We start from the raw sequence: 17,464 nt of genomic DNA on the forward strand, positions 1-17,464 counted from the left end.
TGATGATTATTGCCTCAGATGATTAAGTCATTTTCCGATTTGATCTCAACGGCTTCGTGTAAAAGTCTTTGTAGAACAGCAGTGAACACGGCGATGACCATCGAAGCAAAAATGGGAACCAAGTCGATGAGGATAAGACCGGGAGCATCGTCTTTCTCTGCTAAGAGGTAAACAAATGGCTCCCTCTCTCGCAGGCATCCGAAAAACATCCCTTGCCATATACAGAAAAATTCGATATGTTGGGAGTAGCAGGCGTGACGTTCGGTTGAACAGCAGCTGCCCATTAGTGTGATCGGTGTTCAAAAGGTTGTGAACCCCTTCACTTCAAGCGCTGGACCGGTCTTGTCAGCAAGCAAGCGGAAACAGGATGAACGGTTGAAACGAACATTACCAAGTGCCTTGGATTGATGAAGGAAATGTGATGAAAAGGAAGCCCAAGAGTTAAAAACACAGATGGGGGCGAGTCACCGTCCTTTTTTTATTGTGTTTTCAGATTTTCTATTCAAGGTAGAAAGTTTCTTATTTCACATTTCTGTTGTTATCTACTGTATAATGAATATATTATCTGACCTCTTTCAATTCATTCGTGTTTTATTCTTTGTCCATTGCTTCACATTTATCTGACTTGGAACGAAACTACTTTTAGGGGAAGATCGCAATGAGCAACATGCCGAAAAAAACAGACGTTATCTTGATTGGTGCCGGAATCATGAGCGCGACACTGGGAGCATTGCTGAAAGCGTTAGCACCTGAATGGGAAATCAAAGTGTTTGAGAAGCTCGCAAAGGCAGGAGAGGAAAGCTCAAATGAATGGAACAATGCGGGTACGGGTCATGCTGCATTGTGTGAGCTCAACTATACCTCTGAAAAGCCTGACGGTTCGATTGATGTTAGCAAAGCGATAAAAATCAATGAACAGTTTCAGCTCTCCCTGCAATTTTGGTCTTATCTGGTAAAAAGCAACCTGATTTGCAATCCAAAAGACTTTATCATGCCTATCCCTCACATGAGCTTCGTGCAAGGGGAAAAGAATGTTGCCTTTTTGAAAAAACGGTTTGAAGCGCTTACAGCCTATCATCAATTTCAAGGGATGGAATTTTCCGATGACCCTAAAAAACTAAAAGAATGGATTCCACTCGTCATGGAAGGCCGCCAACCGAAGGAACCCATCGCGGCGACGAGAATTGAATCAGGCACAGATGTTAACTTTGGCGCTTTGACACGCATGTTGTTTGAGCATTTAAAGAACGAAAACGTCGAGGTTCACTACAAGCATCAAGTAAAGAATATCAAACGCGCCGGTGACCGTTTGTGGGAAGTCAAAGTACGTAATCTGGAAAGCGGCAAAGTCGAACGCCATACCGCCAAATTTGTCTTTATCGGAGGCGGGGGCGGAAGCTTGCCACTGCTACAGAAAACCGGTATTCCTGAGTCAAAGCGGATCGGAGGGTTCCCGGTAAGCGGGCTGTTCATGGTATGTAACAACCAAGAAGTAGTTGAACAGCATCATGCAAAAGTGTATGGCAAAGCAAAAGTTGGCGCTCCCCCCATGTCGGTTCCGCATCTTGACACAAGATATATCGACAACAAAAAAACCTTGTTGTTTGGGCCGTTTGCCGGCTTCTCACCCAAGTTTTTAAAAACGGGTTCCTATTTTGACTTGATTGGCTCCATCAAACCGAACAACATCTTAACCATGCTGGCGGCTGGCGTAAAAGAGATGGCCTTGACGAAATACCTGATCCAGCAATTGCTGTTATCGAACGAACAGCGCATGCAAGAACTGCGCGAGTTCATTCCTGACGCTAGAAGTGAGGATTGGAACATTATCGTGGCCGGCCAACGCGTGCAAGTAATCAAAGATACCGAGACTGGAGGCAAAGGCACTCTTCAATTTGGCACGGAAGTCGTAAGTTCTGCCGATGGTTCGATCGCCGCCCTGCTCGGCGCTTCACCAGGCGCTTCGACAGCCGTTCACGCCATGCTGGAGGTATTGCAAAAATGCTTCCCGCAACAAATGAAAGAATGGGAACCCAAAATCAAAGAAATGATTCCCTCTTATGGCATATCGCTCGTCGACAACCCAAAACTTCTCCAAGAAATTCGCACTGAAACATCACAAACGCTTGGCCTGAGCAAAAAAATACCGGTCTTTAGTTAGTCCATCAGACACCAGAACAATGGCCCTATGGACATCACAGACAATACCCATCTGACTAGTCAGTCCTCATGGCATATTTTTTCGCAAACAGAAAAGAAAATGGCATAAAATTAAGCGCCCTACCTCTGGTAAGGCGCTTTCTAGTTGGTCCGCTCCAACGTGGATGGGCCATCATACGTATGCCGTTCATAACTGATGTTCAAACACTACCTGGGCAAACACCCTCACTCCCGTTTCTTTCCCGACCGATAATACTCATGCAACAACTTGATCAACGCCCGCTTTTCGATCCGTGACACATATGAGCGCGAAATCCCCAACGCTTTGGCGATCTCCCGTTGCGTTTTCTCTTCCTCGCCATTTAAGCCAAACCGGCAGCAGATAACTTCTTGCTCCCGTTTGTCTAAGATGTGAAGATGCGAATAGATATTATCCCGTTCAATCTTCAACTCCACAGAATCCACCACTTCATCCTTATCTGACCCCAAAATGTCAACGAATGTGATTTCATTCCCTTCCTTGTCTGTGCCAATTGGATCATGCAATGACACATCCTTGCGCGATTTCTTCAGGGACCGCAAAAACATCAAGATTTCATTTTCAACACACCGGGCTGCATAGGTGGCCAACTTGGTGCCCTTGCCTGATTGGTATGACTCGATCGCTTTGATCAAACCGATGGTGCCGATGGAAATCAAATCTTCATTGTCTTCACCGGTGTTTTCAAACTTCTTCACAATATGCGCCACCAAACGCAGATTGTGTTCAATCAGCTTGTTTCTTGCCTCCTGATCTCCCTGGGCCAAGCGCTGCAAGCATTCTGCTTCTTCTTTTTCTGATAAGGGTTGCGGAAAGGCATTGTTTTTAATATACGAAACAAAGGCGATCATTTCTTTGATCACCATCGCCACGGCTGTGAAAAGTCCAAACAATCCACTCCACCTCCACCCGATCGTAAGCGCAGACCATACTACCTTATGACAAATTGGGCTTTTGGGTTCCTGTTCCATTCACCACTGTTATGTATATGTTTAACGGTTATTGTCCTATCTCCACAGGATGGCACTCCCTTAATTAGTAAAAACAATGGAACAGCGAATGAATACCTTCTACACATCATTAGATACCTACAAACGAATCAAACGATAAAAAAGCCCCACTCCCTCCTCATCGAAAATCCTGTTTTTCCACCGCCGATGAGTGAAAAGAGTGGGGCTATTTGTTAACCACTTAAAAGAAATTTGACCTAACCTTTCGCTTATACTCTAACCAGATTCGTTATAACTGTGAAGCACTTTTCCCAAATGCTCAATAAACAACTCCTTTGAGCAAAATACTTCTTCATCTAATAAGGAAACCCGAATCTCACCATCAGGAAAATGTGGATCAAAATCAAATTCTTCAAAGCCACGGCCGACATTTTCTTTCAAACATTCATAAACCTCTTGTAGCTCCCTTACCGTTAATATCTCTGTATCCAATCCAATTAAAACAATTCTCCAAGCAGCGGAAACATCGGGATCAACGGGTTTTAATTCTTGGGCCAGTTCATCAAACGTTTTCATCTCTTCTCCATCTTTAAGATAACTTGATTTAATGAGAAATAAACAGAAAATGCCAATGCCTGCCGTCAAAAACAATCAAATCAAACCGCCTCAAACCCCTTATAAACACTGGGTTTATCATTTTAGTTTACGAAACCTAACTTTCGTAAATCAATACGCGTCTATATGTTAGGTCACAGATCGGCTGAGGCTATAGCCATCCAGCCCTGTTTGGTATCCTCTGATCGAATTTGCCACAAATCATCACACCCAGCTTGCATAAGCAATCAATCTGTTCATCAATGACATGCCATAATCAGCAGGTCATTAGAACGGACTCCATTGGCTACGTCGCGATAAACCATAAACCAACCGTATCGATATTTTACTCAATAACAATAATTCAAAGTCAGCAATCGACGATACTACACGCTCATTTCCAAGAGCACTGCACTCCTGAAAAAAGTGTACACCACACTCATTCTATTGATCCGACGATGCCGAAAACCGTTTTGCGCTTATCTCGGTACGGGGCAAATCGACACCAGCCGCGGCGCCGATTTGCTCGCTACCAAGGTGAAGCGAAAACAGCCGTTCCATTGCCACTAGCGCTTTTTTTGCATCCACGCCAGAAGTTCGAATAGTGACAGGACCTTTAATAATACCCGACACCAACACGCACATGCTGAGTAAGCTTTTGGCGTTGATAGAAATTCGATTTGCTTCAATGACTATATAGCAATCATATTGATCTGCTTTTTCCACAAAGCGGATCACTTCCAGTAGGCTGATTTTTGACGGGATTTGACAAGCTGTCACATATTCCGTCATGTCGGCCGCCTCCTCCCTGTTCCTACATCCCGCTGTCATCTAACATCCATTTCTAATTGTTGAAAGATTCTCTAACCTCACGTTTTTTCCTGTCACTTCATTATGTCATAATGGTTTCAATCCACTCTATAATCACGTCATATTTTATTACACAAAACGCATTTCAACATTTATTTATGTGAGATAATCTAACAAAAACTGCCTGAAGCCGCCAGGTTTTATGTTAAAGTGAATATGAGGTGAGCGGCTTATGTCTTACAAAGATCGCAAAGTCATCAATATCGGAACGGTTAGCGAGATGACCGGGCTGTCCGTCAGACAGATCCGCTATTATGAAGAACGACAATTAATCTTTCCTGAGCGGACAAAAGGCGGGACGCGAAAGTTTTCCTTTTCGGATATTGAGAAGTTGATGGATATTGCCAACCACATAGAAGACGGACTGCAAACAGTGGAGATCAAACGAATGGAAAACCAGCGGAAGCACCGCCAGCTACGGAATCAAATGATCCGGGGCCAAATCAACGCCGCATTTGGCATGCGTAAATGAAGTGCAACTCAACTTACCAGCAGACGCGATCTAAAAGAAGCAGCCGGATGCCATGCTCCAGCTGCTTCTTCGAGGATTTCCAAACACAAATAAGCAAATATTCAATAATCATATGATATTTATCTGGTTTATAGAAAACCAAAGGATAAATAAACATATTTGAGGAATGCGCAAGATTCCTCTTTTTTCATTATTAGCGGTAATTTCTTTTTAACTGAGTGAAAATCGGAGATACGTCCAAAAACGACCAACCAATCAAAAGTACAGACAGTACCTTATTTTCTTGGTATGATCGGCAGAATAACAGAAGAAGGATGTTCTGCATCATGATAGATGGTTTGCCGAGCGATCACAACATCTGCAGCCTGATCTTCACCCGGATTTCTGCCAGTGTTAGGATTCCGGTCCCAACGCGGGAAATTGCTGCTCGTTATATCCAAGCGAATGCGATGTCCTTTTTTGAAGAGATTGCTGGTTGCCCATAAATCGATTTCATATAAATAAACTTTTCCAGGCTCGATTAAGCTAGGAGCCTCCCCCTTAGCAACATTGCGATAACGGGCACGAATAATGCCATCAGTCAAATTTTGTGCATACCCATTGGGATGAACATCAACTAATCGTGCAACAAAGTCGGTGTCTAAGGCACTTGAGCTTGCCCACAGTTTCACTTTCACCGGCCCTGTCACTTCTATGTCTTCTTCTAATACGGGAGTGGTATAAACCAATACGTCATCGCGTGATTCAATCTCTCGCTGATCCATTGCACCGCCAGGAAAGTCAGGAGGCATCATGATCGCTCCACCTTTCGTGATGACCGGATTCAAGGGATCATACGTATAATGATCGGCCGCCTCTTGATCGGGTGCGATTGTACTAAGTACGCCATCACCTAGAAGCGTATTGGCATGTCCTTGGCTGTGCAAGTAATACGGAGTATAAATAGTTCGAGCAAGCGGCCACTTATATTCATCGCGCCAAACATTTTCGCCCATCACAAATAGCTTGACAGGTGCTTCATTGAGGAAACCTGTATCCATTCCTTTTAAGAAATGATTAAACCATCGCAACTGGAGCCCGACCAAATCCACGACAGCAACGTTGGCAGCCATTCCAAAATTTATTTCACCAGCTTGATGGCTATGATCCAAATGCACCCATGGCCCAATAACTAATTTGCTCTGCCGAGCTTCTGGACTACCGCCTGTGTTACGCATGTGCAAAAAGTTTTCAATGGTTCCTTGCAAGAAGATATCGTACAAACCTGCCATGTTAAGTGTAGGAACTGTAAATTTGTCATATTTCCCCTTCAACGATAATGCATCTACATCATCTTGAGCCATGCCTCGCTCAAAATGTTGAAGAATGACTGGAGCTACCTTATTTCGGGCAAAAGGCGCAAAATTTTTCAATGGTAGTGCGTTGATCTCCGTTTTTAGTTGATCAATGTCTGAAATTAACTGCGCCAAAGCAATGGATCGTTCTTGCTCATCGGCATAAATTCTTGAGAGCGTGTCCAAATACATTCCTAATTGCCAATAGGACAAAAACCCAAGTTCCAGCGCTCCTCCCCGGTATATCAATTCATCAAAGGGGTCGCTCCAAGAAAAAGAAGGCGCTGCTGCTTTTAGTTCAGGTGGATGATGCAGCATGCCTGCCCACTGTACAAATGCGGAATAAGATTCACCAAACGAACCAATTTTACCATTGCTATAGGGAAGCGTGCTTGCCCAGCGGATGGTCTCAACGGTATCAGAAGCTTCTTGTTGACTGGTCGAAAAAAGCTCCCACTCTCCCTCAGAAGCAAATCTTCCCCTTGTATCTTGAACGATGACCACATATCCCTGCCGAACGGCACGAGAAATATCGTATAACCCAAAAGAAACAGGAGGGTTATCTTTATTATACGGATGGCGATGGAGTAGAACGGGCCATTTTCCTTCCCGATTGGGCCGATAAATATTTGCACGCAACACAATCCCATCTCTCATCTTAACGGGCACATCAAATTCCGAAATCATCTGATAATCAGTCATATCACATGCTCCTTTTTTTGCTTTGTCATTGATGCTTGACTGACTAAAATATTGGCATACTGGTTTATTACATACACCCGGCTCTCAAAATGGGCATCTGACTCTCAGTTACATACCGCAGCTTGTCACCCTCTTCAGTTGATAAATATACTTCTCTGCTTGGCATTTCCGGGCTGATCTGATAGCCGTTCTCCTCAATCCATGATCCCAGATCGATGCTCACTGGCGTATCCACATCCGGTCGGCTGATATGAGTCACCGCCGCAACAGTCAATCCCGGCAATTCCACTGTACGAAAACGTGCGGTATCTTGAAGCTTGCGCGGAATGGGGCAAGCGATTTCTAAATCGATGTTGCTTTCACATTCCGGACAACCATGCCACATCACCATATGGGTGACAGGGAGTGGTAAGTTATTCCACTTTAGATATTCATCAATTTCTTCAAACAGTTCGGGAATACTTGCTCTGCTAGTGGTCTCTTTCAGCGTCGCAACCAATAAGGGCTCCACCTTCTTCACCACAACCTCATACGGAGAAAGACCGTCACTTTGCCGTTCAATTTGTACAAGTCTCACCTCAATCCGCCTTAAACGCTCCATTTCCGACTGAATCAGCGAGTGAAGTTCTGCTTGCTTAAGACGAAGCATTCCTCGCATTTCAACTGTAGATACGTTGTCTTTCAAGAGCTGTTTGATTTGTTCAAGGGTAAAGCCAAGCTCCTTAAACGCCAGAATCCGATGCAGATCGAGCAACTGTTCGCTCTTGTAGTAACGGTAACCGCTCTGTTGATCCGTGTAGGCCGGTTTTAAAAGTTCAATTTGATCATAAAAACGTAATGTTTTAGCGGGCACTTGGCTTAACTTTGAGAACTCGCTGACCTTAAACATGGGAATAGCTCCTTTCTGTACTAGAAGTATAAACCTTCCATATAAGTGGAAAGTCAAGTAAAAAAATTGCAAGCCGACCACAATCGCCCGTTTGCTACTGCCACCCAATTAAGGGGAATCCACGAAGAATCCATAGGGAATCCTTGTTGATTCCCTGACCACGAAGCCCATCGCATCGGTAAGATCTGCTGGATTACAATACCGAGATGATGACGGTAAAATAAAAAAAGGTTCCTCACACAAGGAACCTTTCCGGCCAATTGGCCCTCCACATGAACGACAACCGCACCTCACTTCGCTTTTGGCCTCAACTCAATCGGTAGAGTGATTTTCTCCTTAAACACACCACCCACTTCTGCCGTTTGCGTTTGTTGATACGTCACCGTCCCAGTCGGGGTTGGAATCTCAAATGAGAACTGGGTCAACACAGCATGCAACACGTGGGTTTTCGAATCAATATGTACTTCTCTCTTATAAGATTTCAAACGTATATTTGCTGGATCCACCCGGATGCCCCATCCCCGTAGCTGCGCCAAGGAAGGCTCCAATTCGGCCCGGGCATTGTTTCCTAATATCCCCGCCGCCCGTCCGGGAGGTAACTCCGCAGTGACACGGAAAAATCCATTGGTTTCAACCATGCGAAATGTGGCGCTTTTTTGTTTGACAGCTGCCGCCAATTCAATGAGTGCTTGTGTCGGGTCTTCAACACTTGTCCGCATTTCCGCACGCGTGCCCGTTTTCCACGGTGCATTCCCGGTCTTTAGATATCCTTTATCTCCAATCATCACTAATTGTTCGGATTCGCTTTTTCCAGTGGATGTGATCGTGCCCTGACTTCTCATCGCATAAGGGTCACTGGTCACATTGATCTTGGCTTCATACTGTGACGCCGTTTGCTGTTGATTCCTGGTCAACTTCTCCTGACGTTTGACCTGGTAAGTCCAACCCGCTTCTTTTTTGAGTGTCGTCTGGGTCAATTCCAATATTTCCGCCAATGTCGGCTCGCGCAAAGTAGGGTCTATTTTTCCCCATCCGGTTTTCACATCTTGCCAAGACATGGTACACGCTGATAGTACCATGACCAGTGCGAGGGCTAACACACCCGTTCGTATGACTTGCATAAACGCCTCCCGAAGCATCATGTCTTCGTGTGGTGAGTCCGGCCTCTGGAAAACTGGTAAGGCGCTATTTCATATATATTCGGCCACCCAATTCCAATCACCTTTTCCATTCAATGGGTAATCAACACACTTTTATATAAAAAGATTATACATTAACATAGCAGTTTTTTCTTTTCACATATTTGAACTTTCACTTAGAGTGACAAACATAAAAAGGAGTTGCCTCTGGTGAGTGCAACTCCTTTATCCTGTCATAGCTAGCCGTTTCATCCTTCCACCGAACGAAACGTTCCCTAACTTCCCAATGAAGTGGTTAACCTTATCGGGAAAATGGGTATTGGTTTGGCGTGACAAACGTCCCTGGGCCATGATATTGATTCGGGCCTGGAAACTGATTGGGTTGGGTTGGGTATTGATTGTTGGCAGGTGGGATGGGTAGCGCTTTTTGCGATTGAGGTTGTGCTTGCGCCTGATCCATCTCTTCACTTTCCAAACCTTCCATCCCAAATTCTTCCAATACGCGTTGAACTAATTTTAGCTCATCCGATACCATCTCATCCTGATCTTTCGATTTCAGCAAAAGATTTTGATATTGCAAGAGCGCCTCTTCAATCAAATCTAGTTCAGCCTTTGTCAGATTCACGGTGATCTTCATTGTGTCTACTCCTTTGACTTATCCTTTTAACCTACCTATATGATAATCATAACGACATAACAAAACAACCAGAACACACGCTGGTTGCTTTTATATTCATATAATCTTCTATTTCTTGGCAGATTGCTTCTTTGCTACATGCTCTTTTTCATCGGTAGGTTTCTGTTTAGCGATCTCTTCCATCACTGCTCTAAATACACGCTTGGCCCGTGGATCTTCAGAATCCGAGATATTTCTCAACACAATGGAGATTGCCACTTGTGGCCTCTCGAAGGGGCCGAAGCCGATCATCCACTTGTTATAGCGTCTTTTATCCAATCCGATTTGCGCTGTCCCTGTTTTTGCGGCCAGTGACCATGTCGTACCGGCTACCGATTTGGCAGTCCCCTTCACCACCACCAACCGCATCATTTGTTTCATCGCCTGAATCGTCTCCGGCTTTAACGTCTTGGCCCCAGGCAATACTTGTGGTTTAAACTGATATACCACCCGCCCCGTTCCATCGCGAATTTCCTTAACCACTCTCGGTTTGAAAGGCTTTCCCTGGTGAAACAGGGCTGTCACCATATTGACGGCCTGAAGCGGGGTCACCCGTACGTCCCGCTGCCCGATACCTGTTTGCGCCATGACTCCAGGATCGTTCTTCGGCGTTGTCTTGGCAAAAACCATGCCCTTCTGTTCTTGGGGCAATTGGGTGAAATGCTCATCATGGAACACTTTGCCTGACCAAAGTACTTCTTGCGCCAACCCTAGCCTTTTGGCATATGCTTCAAGATGCTCGGCCCCCAACTTCTGGGCCACCATCCCCATCACTACATTGCAGGAGTTGGCATAAGCCTCTGCAAACGTTTGACGACCATGTCCTCCATGTTTGTCGTCAGTTAACCTGGCTTGTTCCAATTCTCCGTCGCATTGGAAAACAGTATCCGGCTTCACAATCCCTTGTTCCAATGCAGCCACCGCGACGACCGTCTTAAAAATGGACCCAGGTACAGTCTCCAGCAACGCCCGGTTATCCCAAGGTTGGTTCTCATGCACACCTTTACGAACAGCGGGTCGGCTGGCCATCGCCAACACATCCCCGCTGGCAACATCTTGCACCACAACGGCGCCATCTTGCACATTTTCCTGGCGCAAAATCTGTTCGACCCGCAATTGCAGCTTTTTGTCCAACGTGGTAACCACTGTGTAAGGATGTTCATCGTTTCCTGCTCTGCTCGTTATTCGTTTCATCCCCCCGCCGATTAACGGCAGTCCACTACCCATGGTCGTGTAAGCCAACCGCTCTTCAACATTGCCATGCAAGAAAGGTTCAAACGCAGCCTCAATGCCAGTCACACCTAAGTGAGAATCGGGGGTCCACTTGCCACTCGCCACCTGCTCTGGATACCACGATTTCATTAAGCCCGGATTTTGAACCAATCGTCCCAACACCTGTTGCGCCGGATGATTGATGGACATCCGGTAATCGGAACGCACCACCATCACGCCGGGCAATTGCAAGCGGTGAATCTGTTCCTTATCGGCCTGCGACAACACAATCTCTTCCCCCGCTGGCCCGGACAACAGCCCCGGAAACCGGATTTGCGCCAATTGAATCTCCAGTTGGGTTAGTGGCATATGGATCAACGAGGCCAATTGGGCAAACTGTTGCCGCTTCGCTTTCATCAGGTGGAGTGTTTGCGGAAACACAAGGAGGTGATAATCGTCCCCTCCGGCCAACCGCTCCCCATGGCGATCCAAGATCGCGCCACGACCGCTATTCAGTAGCATCTCCTCCCGTTGGCGCTCTTCCGCCAGACGAATGAGATCCACCTTCTGATCACGCATGGAAAATGAGCGCGTCGCCTCAATTTGGATATAATAAAGCCGCCACACAATCAAACCAAACGCGGCGATCATACCAAAGCTGATAAGCCAAGTACGCCACTTCCTCATAACATGAACACCCCGCTCTTCTCTCTCCATCTTGGACAGGAAATGAGCGGGGTATACGCATAAGTCCTGTTGTCAAAGTTGTTTCAAAACCGGTTTGTCTCAGAATCCACGAATCGCTACAACAGCCGGACGGGGAATATCTCCATACGGCCAATGGCTAGTTGGATTTTTTGGGTCTTTGGTCTCTTCACCTGGATGCTGAACGGCGATAAACAACGTGCGCTGATCCGGGGTGAAATCGGGTCCAGTCATTTCCGCTTCCCGGGGGCCGGACGCGAATTGGAAAGCTTCTCCCGCTTGTCGCCCTTGGGTCGCGATAAAGAAAAGGCCGTTGTTTTTAAACGATTCATAGGTATTGTCCTTGTTCATCTTGCCAGATGAAATATCCGTGCACACCCATAGGTTACCTTGTTTGTCAAACAGCAAATTGTCGGGGCAAGAAAACCCGCTTTGCCGTCCCCCCACGGCAAATACCTCAAAGACGAAGCGTTTCGCGGCGGCATCATCCCCATCTTCAATCAGACGCAGGATTTGCCCATGGAAGTTGCCATGATTGGTGTTGTTAGTCAACGCGAGGTACACACTGCCGTCACGCGGATTTACTTCCACATCCTCCGGCCGGTCAAGCGGGGTCGCTCCCACCAGCTTGGCCGCATCCCGTGCATGCACCAATACTTCCCCTTGCGTCTTAAACCTAGCTTTTAAAGTAGGACTCTCTTCTAAATCCAAAGGCACCCATTTGCCATCAGCCAAGTTGGCCACATAGAGCGTGCCTTCACTGAGCAGTGACCGATTGTCTTTCCCCCGGGACGGCTGATACTTCTTCTTGCTCACATACTTGTAAAAATACTGGTCATTGGAATCATCGCCCATGTAGACGACCAATCGACCATCCTTTGACAACGTCATCGCTGCGTTTTCATGGGAAAACCGTCCCAATGCCGTATGCTTCTGCGGAGTGGAAGACGGATCAAACGGGTCCACCTCCACCACCCAGCCATAATGGGTGTCATTGCGGCCCCAGCGCTTTGCATCTTCTTCAAAATTTTCTTCGCAAGTGAGAACCGTACCCCACAGCGTGCGGCCTCCACTGCAATTGGCAAATGTCCCTTTCACATTATGGACTCCGCCAACGGCAGCATCCCCGCGTGCGGGACCGGTCAATTCCATCATGGTGTTGGCTGTAATCCGGCGCGCATACCGACTGCCTTTTACCAACCGCCACTTGCCGTCAGATAGCTTGATCTCAATGACACTTCCACCGACATTGTATTGTTCAATCGCATGTTTCTCCGCTTCCGGCGTGTCAGCGTCATACATGAAGAGCGCCCCAGTGCCGATATACTCATGATTCACCCACAACAGTCCGTGTTTTGATGATCCATTGATGGGAAAGTAAACGGTCAGGTCACAATTGTAGCCAAACTTTTCACCATTGCCGATATCGTCACCCCAAGCGGCAATGAGATCCTGCCGAAATCCCTTGGGCAAAACAAGCTTATCGTGATCCGATGGGGAAATGGGGCGAAATGGGGGGCGGTGGGCCATCTTTTTAAACGCATCAGTTGTACCCTTCTCCGCTGCTTCCGCGACTTGTTCCAGTCCAGTGGTCGCTCCGACCAATGCTGCCGTCCCCACACCAACAAACTTCATGAATTCGCGTCGCGTAATATGATTTTCTGCCATGCTGACACTCACTCTCCATCCGGAAATGTCAATCTTCTATCATGTTCTAAATTAATGGAAAGATGTTAATAACGCGTAAACGAACGATAAAGATCCCGTTTTGAATCACATAGTTATACTATTTCAATAATTATTTCTATCTCAATCACACGCGATATTTGGTGAAACATCATCTCTCTCTTGAGAAATATCAAAAACCGATACATTGCATCCTGGACGTGTCTCGCAAATCTTGCTGAGGGATCAAAGCGGCGAGGAAGTCCTTTTACCGTTGAGATGAGTGGGAAAACGCGCCCGCGAACCACGATCCTATGCAACGGACACACGCTAACGATCAATTTTGATAGATAATTAAATTTCATTGTAATAATTATACTATTATAATAATTTTTCATTTTAATAAAGGTAATTTTAATTCGATATCTAATTATTAAATTATTAACACAATCAACCTATTGGCCACAGGAGGTTCACAACATGAAAAAAGGGTTGGCTATTTTCGCGTTTTTACTGGTCTTAGGTGCTTGGTCTCCCACATTCGCTTATGTACTATGGGGTTACAAATGGGCAAGTCCCAATATCACGTACGAGTGCGACATGTACGGCGATTACACCACACAGTGCAACAACGGCAAAACAGAATGGAGCAACTGGACCGATGTCAATTTATCCTACAGTTCCAATCCTGGCATCACCACTACAGCAGGCAACTACGGCAACGTGTCTTGGAGTGGATTATGCTCAGTCGGCTCCAGCTCGGGAAGCACGGTTTACCGCATGGATATCTCCATTAACACATACTATACAGATAGTTATTCCTCCCAAAAACGCAAAGGGGTAATTACCCACGAATTGGGGCACGCCTTGGGCCTGAGCCATGAAAACCGCTTGGGGCCTGGAGGTTCCGTCATGTATGACAATGATGGAAGAACCGTTTACTCCCCCACACAAGACGATATTAACGGGGTAAATGCGATTTATTGATCCCCTTTCATCCCAAACCCAATCCCGATCATAAAGGAGGAACCATCCCATGGTTAAACGCATCAAGCGCAATGCTTACACCCTGATGATGACCGCTCTCGGGCTTTTGCTGGTGGGTGGAATATACTTTTCCTTCGTCGCTCCAAAAGAGGTGGAAGTTGGCGTCTCCTTGGACAAGCAATACAGCAGCGTAGATGAAATGAAGCAAGAAGCCCAATTGATTGTTGAAGGTACGGCATCGACCAAACAGCAAGGCATCCGCTATCAAAACATGCTTTTTACAGTTACGGACTTTCATATCAACAATACAATCAAAGGCCATGCGGACAAAAAAACGATTCGCATTTTGGAAACGGGCGGATTCGACGGTAAAAACTACTTAACCATTGAAGGGAATAAGATTATGGACAAGAACCAGTCTTATGTCCTGTTCTTGCAAAAATATCAAGGCTCCGTCACCAATCAAGATGCTTATGTAATCATCGGCGCATACCAAGGGAAATTCGCCGTCGATGGCAACACCATCTCCCCCGCCCATAAAGTCGCCCCGGCCATCGCAAAGCTGGAAACAAAGCAAGCCCTGATCAAAGACATCCAAGATCAATAAAAAGAAAGGTGCCGATCTCATTCGGCACCTTTCTTTTTATTAGCATGCATCAGCTCATGCGCCAATGCGCCTATTGGCTGTTCGCTTGGGCGCTTTTGCGGTTGCGCTCTCGCTTCTGGAGATTGGCCCGATGGCCTTGATCCGTCTCTGCGAAATAATGCAGGTTGGAACCATCGTCTCTGGTCACATAAAATAAATACCGGTGTTTCTGCGGATGCAATGCCGCTTCCAATTCCACCTTGGTCGGTGTGGAAATCGGGCCTGGCGGCAATCCTGTGATCGCATACGTACTGTAGGGATGCTTCTCATAATACATCCGCTCCAGCACCGTCTTGATTTTTTGCCCTTTCATCCGGTACATAAACACGATGGTCGCATCCACTTGCAATTTTTTGTTCTTATTCAACCGGTTGTAAATCACACCAGCGATAATCGGCTTTTCACTCGCCACTTGGCCTTCGCGTTGGATAAGGGAAGCGACCGTCACCAATTGATCCAATGTCATCCTTTTGCCAGAAAGCGGAGACTTTTCCCTCAATTCTCTCTCGATATCTAATGCAACCAATTGCTCGTTGAAGCGCTCTAACATTGCATTAACGATATTTTCCGGTTTTTCCTTTTTGGGAAAATAATACGTATCCGGATACAGATACCCCTCCAGCTTATAAGGGCGCTGCGGATGCTTAGGGATCGATTTTTCAAAGGCGAACTTGGGTGGCTTGTTGTTTAGCGCATTGAGAAAGCCCTGTCCATCCAATCCATTTTTTGTTAAGCGATCCGCTATGTCATAAGCAGTAAAACCAGGAATAACATCTATGCGAACGGTATTTTCCTTTCCCTCAGCAAACCGGGTCAGCATTTGATCCAGTGTTTCTCCTGGGGCGATTTCATAGTTGCCCGCGCGCAGATTGGTTTTGTTTTTCCATATAACATAATATCGGAAAAAGGTGGATTTCCGAATCAAGCCTTTTTCTTCCAAAATCCGGCCAATGCCCTCCAAGGAGGTTTGCGGCGGAATTTTTAATTGTACTGGTTCTGTCCGCTTAGGCGATCCTAATGTGAAATCCACATAGAGCAAGCCTAATCCAACCCATCCCGCCAAGAGCACCAAGGTAAAGAAAATACGTAAAAACCATTTCATTATCTAGTACTCCTTTTATTAATATAGAGTCAATCGTCTTTGCGAAACTTTATTTCATATTAACATAACTGACCCCACATCCACACAAAGAAAAGTCATCCAATGAACTTGTAGCCGTGATCCCCCTCCTTATCTCGACCATCTGCTCCAATGTAAAAATCACCTTCCGAGGGAGAAGGTGATTTTGGTCTGGCCATTTACTCTCCGATTGTCGGCATAGCTTGGCCTTTTTCTCTATTTCTTTTACTAATTGCATTATACTGTTGATGCTGTTGGAATTTTGTGGCAAAGAAGTGGCGTTTTGTCCCATCTTCCCTTGTCACGTAGTACAGGTATTTATGTTTCTCCGGATTTACAGCTGCTGCCAACGCCTCCGCCGTAGTATTGGAGATTGGTCCGGGGGGCAAGCCGTAATTGATGTACGTATTATATGGATGATTGACGCCTTTGTACATATTTTGATACACCCGGGTAACTTTTTTCCCCTGCTCCCTGTACATGAAAACAATCGATGCGTCCACTTGCAACGGCATCCGAATATCCAACCGGTTATAAATAACGCCGGCGATGCGTGGCAATTCTTGTTTGTCTTGCCCCTCGCGCTGAATGAGCGATGCTACAGTGACCACCTTATCAAGCGTCATGTTCTTGAGACGCGGATTGTTTTGCAGTTTCTGTTCGAGATTGAGTTTCTCATAATAGGTATTAAATTGTCCCAGCATCGTGTTAATGATCTCTTCGGGTTTTTCACTTGGCTTAAAATAATATGTATCTGGATATAAATAACCTTCCAGCTTATATTTGCGATCCGGGCTTTTGGCGATTTTATGTTCAAAGGCATACCGAGGTTTCTTATTATTTAACGCTTCCAAAAACGCCTTTTTATCAAAGCCTTTAGCTTCCAAGCGATCAGCAATTTCATATACCGTCCAGCCTGGAGGGACGACGATTTTGACTTTGTTTTCTTTTCCTTCGGCAATCTTCACCAATATTTGGTCCAATGTTTCATTCGGCAGGATTTCAAACGTTCCCGCACGCAAATTGGTCTTATTCTTCCATTTCGCATAATAACGGAAAAAAGTTGACTCTCGCAACAATCGCTTCTGTTCAAGAATCTCTCCAATCTCTTGCAAGGTGGACTCGCTTGGGATTTCAACTTCCACTGGTTTGGTTCGTTTTGGTGATCCCAGCGTAAAATCAACATAGAAGTAACCTAATACCCCCCACCCGGCAAGGAGAACAAAGGTAAAGAAGATGCGCCAAAACCATGTCATATGTCTTTGTACCCCTTCTACTTCAGTGAAAATAGGATCTTCTTTTG

The 17,464-nt window shown here is 45.8% G+C and carries 15 protein-coding genes and 1 pseudogene; 4 read left to right on the forward strand and 12 right to left on the reverse strand.

The annotated features are described in order from the left end of the window. Window positions 1-14: 14 nt before the first annotated feature. Window positions 15-179, reverse strand: a pseudogene (locus tag NYR52_RS12310) (DUF2975 domain-containing protein); the annotation flags it as partial. A gap of 479 nt (window positions 180-658) precedes the next feature. Between NYR52_RS12310 and NYR52_RS12315 the strand changes: the two are divergent. Beyond that, the gene (locus NYR52_RS12315; RefSeq protein WP_132222638.1) at window positions 659-2,161 is read left to right on the forward strand and encodes a malate:quinone oxidoreductase; all 1,503 of its coding nucleotides are present in this window, start codon (window positions 659-661) and stop codon (window positions 2,159-2,161) included. A 224-nt stretch (window positions 2,162-2,385) separates the two neighbouring features. Here the strand turns inward: NYR52_RS12315 and sigK are convergent, their stop codons facing one another. From sigK to NYR52_RS12330, 3 genes are all read right to left on the reverse strand, one after another. Next, the gene (gene sigK, locus NYR52_RS12320; protein WP_022736728.1) at window positions 2,386-3,093 is read right to left on the reverse strand and encodes an RNA polymerase sporulation sigma factor SigK; all 708 of its coding nucleotides are present in this window, start codon (window positions 3,091-3,093) and stop codon (window positions 2,386-2,388) included. Window positions 3,094-3,426: 333 nt separating this feature from the next. Beyond that, a complete protein-coding gene (locus tag NYR52_RS12325) occupies window positions 3,427-3,801 on the reverse strand; it encodes a hypothetical protein (protein WP_259435739.1) in 375 nt (124 codons plus the stop codon). A 387-nt stretch (window positions 3,802-4,188) separates the two neighbouring features. Continuing rightward, window positions 4,189-4,536 carry an HPr family phosphocarrier protein gene (locus tag NYR52_RS12330; protein WP_259435740.1) on the reverse strand — a complete coding sequence of 116 codons (348 nt, stop codon included), beginning with the start codon at window positions 4,534-4,536 and terminating at the stop codon, window positions 4,189-4,191. A gap of 250 nt (window positions 4,537-4,786) precedes the next feature. Here NYR52_RS12330 and NYR52_RS12335 point away from each other — a divergent pair, with 250 nt between their 5' ends. Beyond that, on the forward strand, window positions 4,787-5,086 hold the full coding sequence (locus NYR52_RS12335; RefSeq protein ID WP_054095956.1) for a MerR family transcriptional regulator: 300 nt from the start codon (window positions 4,787-4,789) through the stop codon (window positions 5,084-5,086). Window positions 5,087-5,361: 275 nt separating this feature from the next. Here NYR52_RS12335 and NYR52_RS12340 read toward each other — a convergent pair whose 3' ends face one another. From NYR52_RS12340 to NYR52_RS12365, 6 genes are all read right to left on the reverse strand, one after another. After that, the gene (locus tag NYR52_RS12340; RefSeq protein WP_259435741.1) at window positions 5,362-7,122 is read right to left on the reverse strand and encodes a CocE/NonD family hydrolase; all 1,761 of its coding nucleotides are present in this window, start codon (window positions 7,120-7,122) and stop codon (window positions 5,362-5,364) included. A 67-nt stretch (window positions 7,123-7,189) separates the two neighbouring features. Then, window positions 7,190-8,011: a MerR family transcriptional regulator gene (locus tag NYR52_RS12345; RefSeq protein ID WP_259435742.1), complete on the reverse strand. Its 822-nt coding sequence runs from the start codon at window positions 8,009-8,011 to the stop codon at window positions 7,190-7,192. 290 nt (window positions 8,012-8,301) lie between these two features. Beyond that, complete coding sequence (locus NYR52_RS12350) at window positions 8,302-9,132, reverse strand: hypothetical protein (protein WP_259435743.1); 831 nt, start codon at window positions 9,130-9,132, stop codon at window positions 8,302-8,304. A 319-nt stretch (window positions 9,133-9,451) separates the two neighbouring features. After that, window positions 9,452-9,787, reverse strand: coding sequence for a hypothetical protein (locus tag NYR52_RS12355; protein WP_022736738.1), 336 nt, complete (start codon window positions 9,785-9,787; stop codon window positions 9,452-9,454). 108 nt (window positions 9,788-9,895) lie between these two features. Next, window positions 9,896-11,725 carry a peptidoglycan D,D-transpeptidase FtsI family protein gene (locus tag NYR52_RS12360; RefSeq protein WP_259435744.1) on the reverse strand — a complete coding sequence of 610 codons (1,830 nt, stop codon included), beginning with the start codon at window positions 11,723-11,725 and terminating at the stop codon, window positions 9,896-9,898. 99 nt (window positions 11,726-11,824) lie between these two features. Further along, on the reverse strand, window positions 11,825-13,411 hold the full coding sequence (locus tag NYR52_RS12365; RefSeq protein WP_259435745.1) for a PhoX family protein: 1,587 nt from the start codon (window positions 13,409-13,411) through the stop codon (window positions 11,825-11,827). Between the two features lie 477 nt (window positions 13,412-13,888). Here NYR52_RS12365 and NYR52_RS12370 point away from each other — a divergent pair, with 477 nt between their 5' ends. Both NYR52_RS12370 and NYR52_RS12375 read left to right on the forward strand, forming a co-directional pair. Further along, window positions 13,889-14,395 carry a M57 family metalloprotease gene (locus tag NYR52_RS12370; protein WP_132222654.1) on the forward strand — a complete coding sequence of 169 codons (507 nt, stop codon included), beginning with the start codon at window positions 13,889-13,891 and terminating at the stop codon, window positions 14,393-14,395. A 49-nt stretch (window positions 14,396-14,444) separates the two neighbouring features. Then, the gene (locus NYR52_RS12375) at window positions 14,445-15,002 is read left to right on the forward strand and encodes a hypothetical protein (RefSeq protein WP_132222656.1); all 558 of its coding nucleotides are present in this window, start codon (window positions 14,445-14,447) and stop codon (window positions 15,000-15,002) included. 70 nt (window positions 15,003-15,072) lie between these two features. On the opposite strand, the gene mltG (NYR52_RS12380) is transcribed toward NYR52_RS12375, so the two are convergent. Together mltG (NYR52_RS12380) and mltG (NYR52_RS12385) are read right to left on the reverse strand one after the other, a co-directional pair. Then, window positions 15,073-16,143 (reverse strand): endolytic transglycosylase MltG, encoded by a 1,071-nt coding sequence (gene mltG / locus NYR52_RS12380; RefSeq protein WP_132222658.1) that lies wholly within the window; start codon window positions 16,141-16,143, stop codon window positions 15,073-15,075. A 197-nt stretch (window positions 16,144-16,340) separates the two neighbouring features. Then, window positions 16,341-17,417: an endolytic transglycosylase MltG gene (mltG, locus tag NYR52_RS12385; protein ID WP_259435746.1), complete on the reverse strand. Its 1,077-nt coding sequence runs from the start codon at window positions 17,415-17,417 to the stop codon at window positions 16,341-16,343. Window positions 17,418-17,464: the final 47 nt, after the last annotated feature.

Source organism: Laceyella sacchari, from assembly GCF_024927925.1.
Taxonomy (GTDB): domain Bacteria; phylum Bacillota; class Bacilli; order Thermoactinomycetales; family Thermoactinomycetaceae; genus Laceyella; species Laceyella sacchari.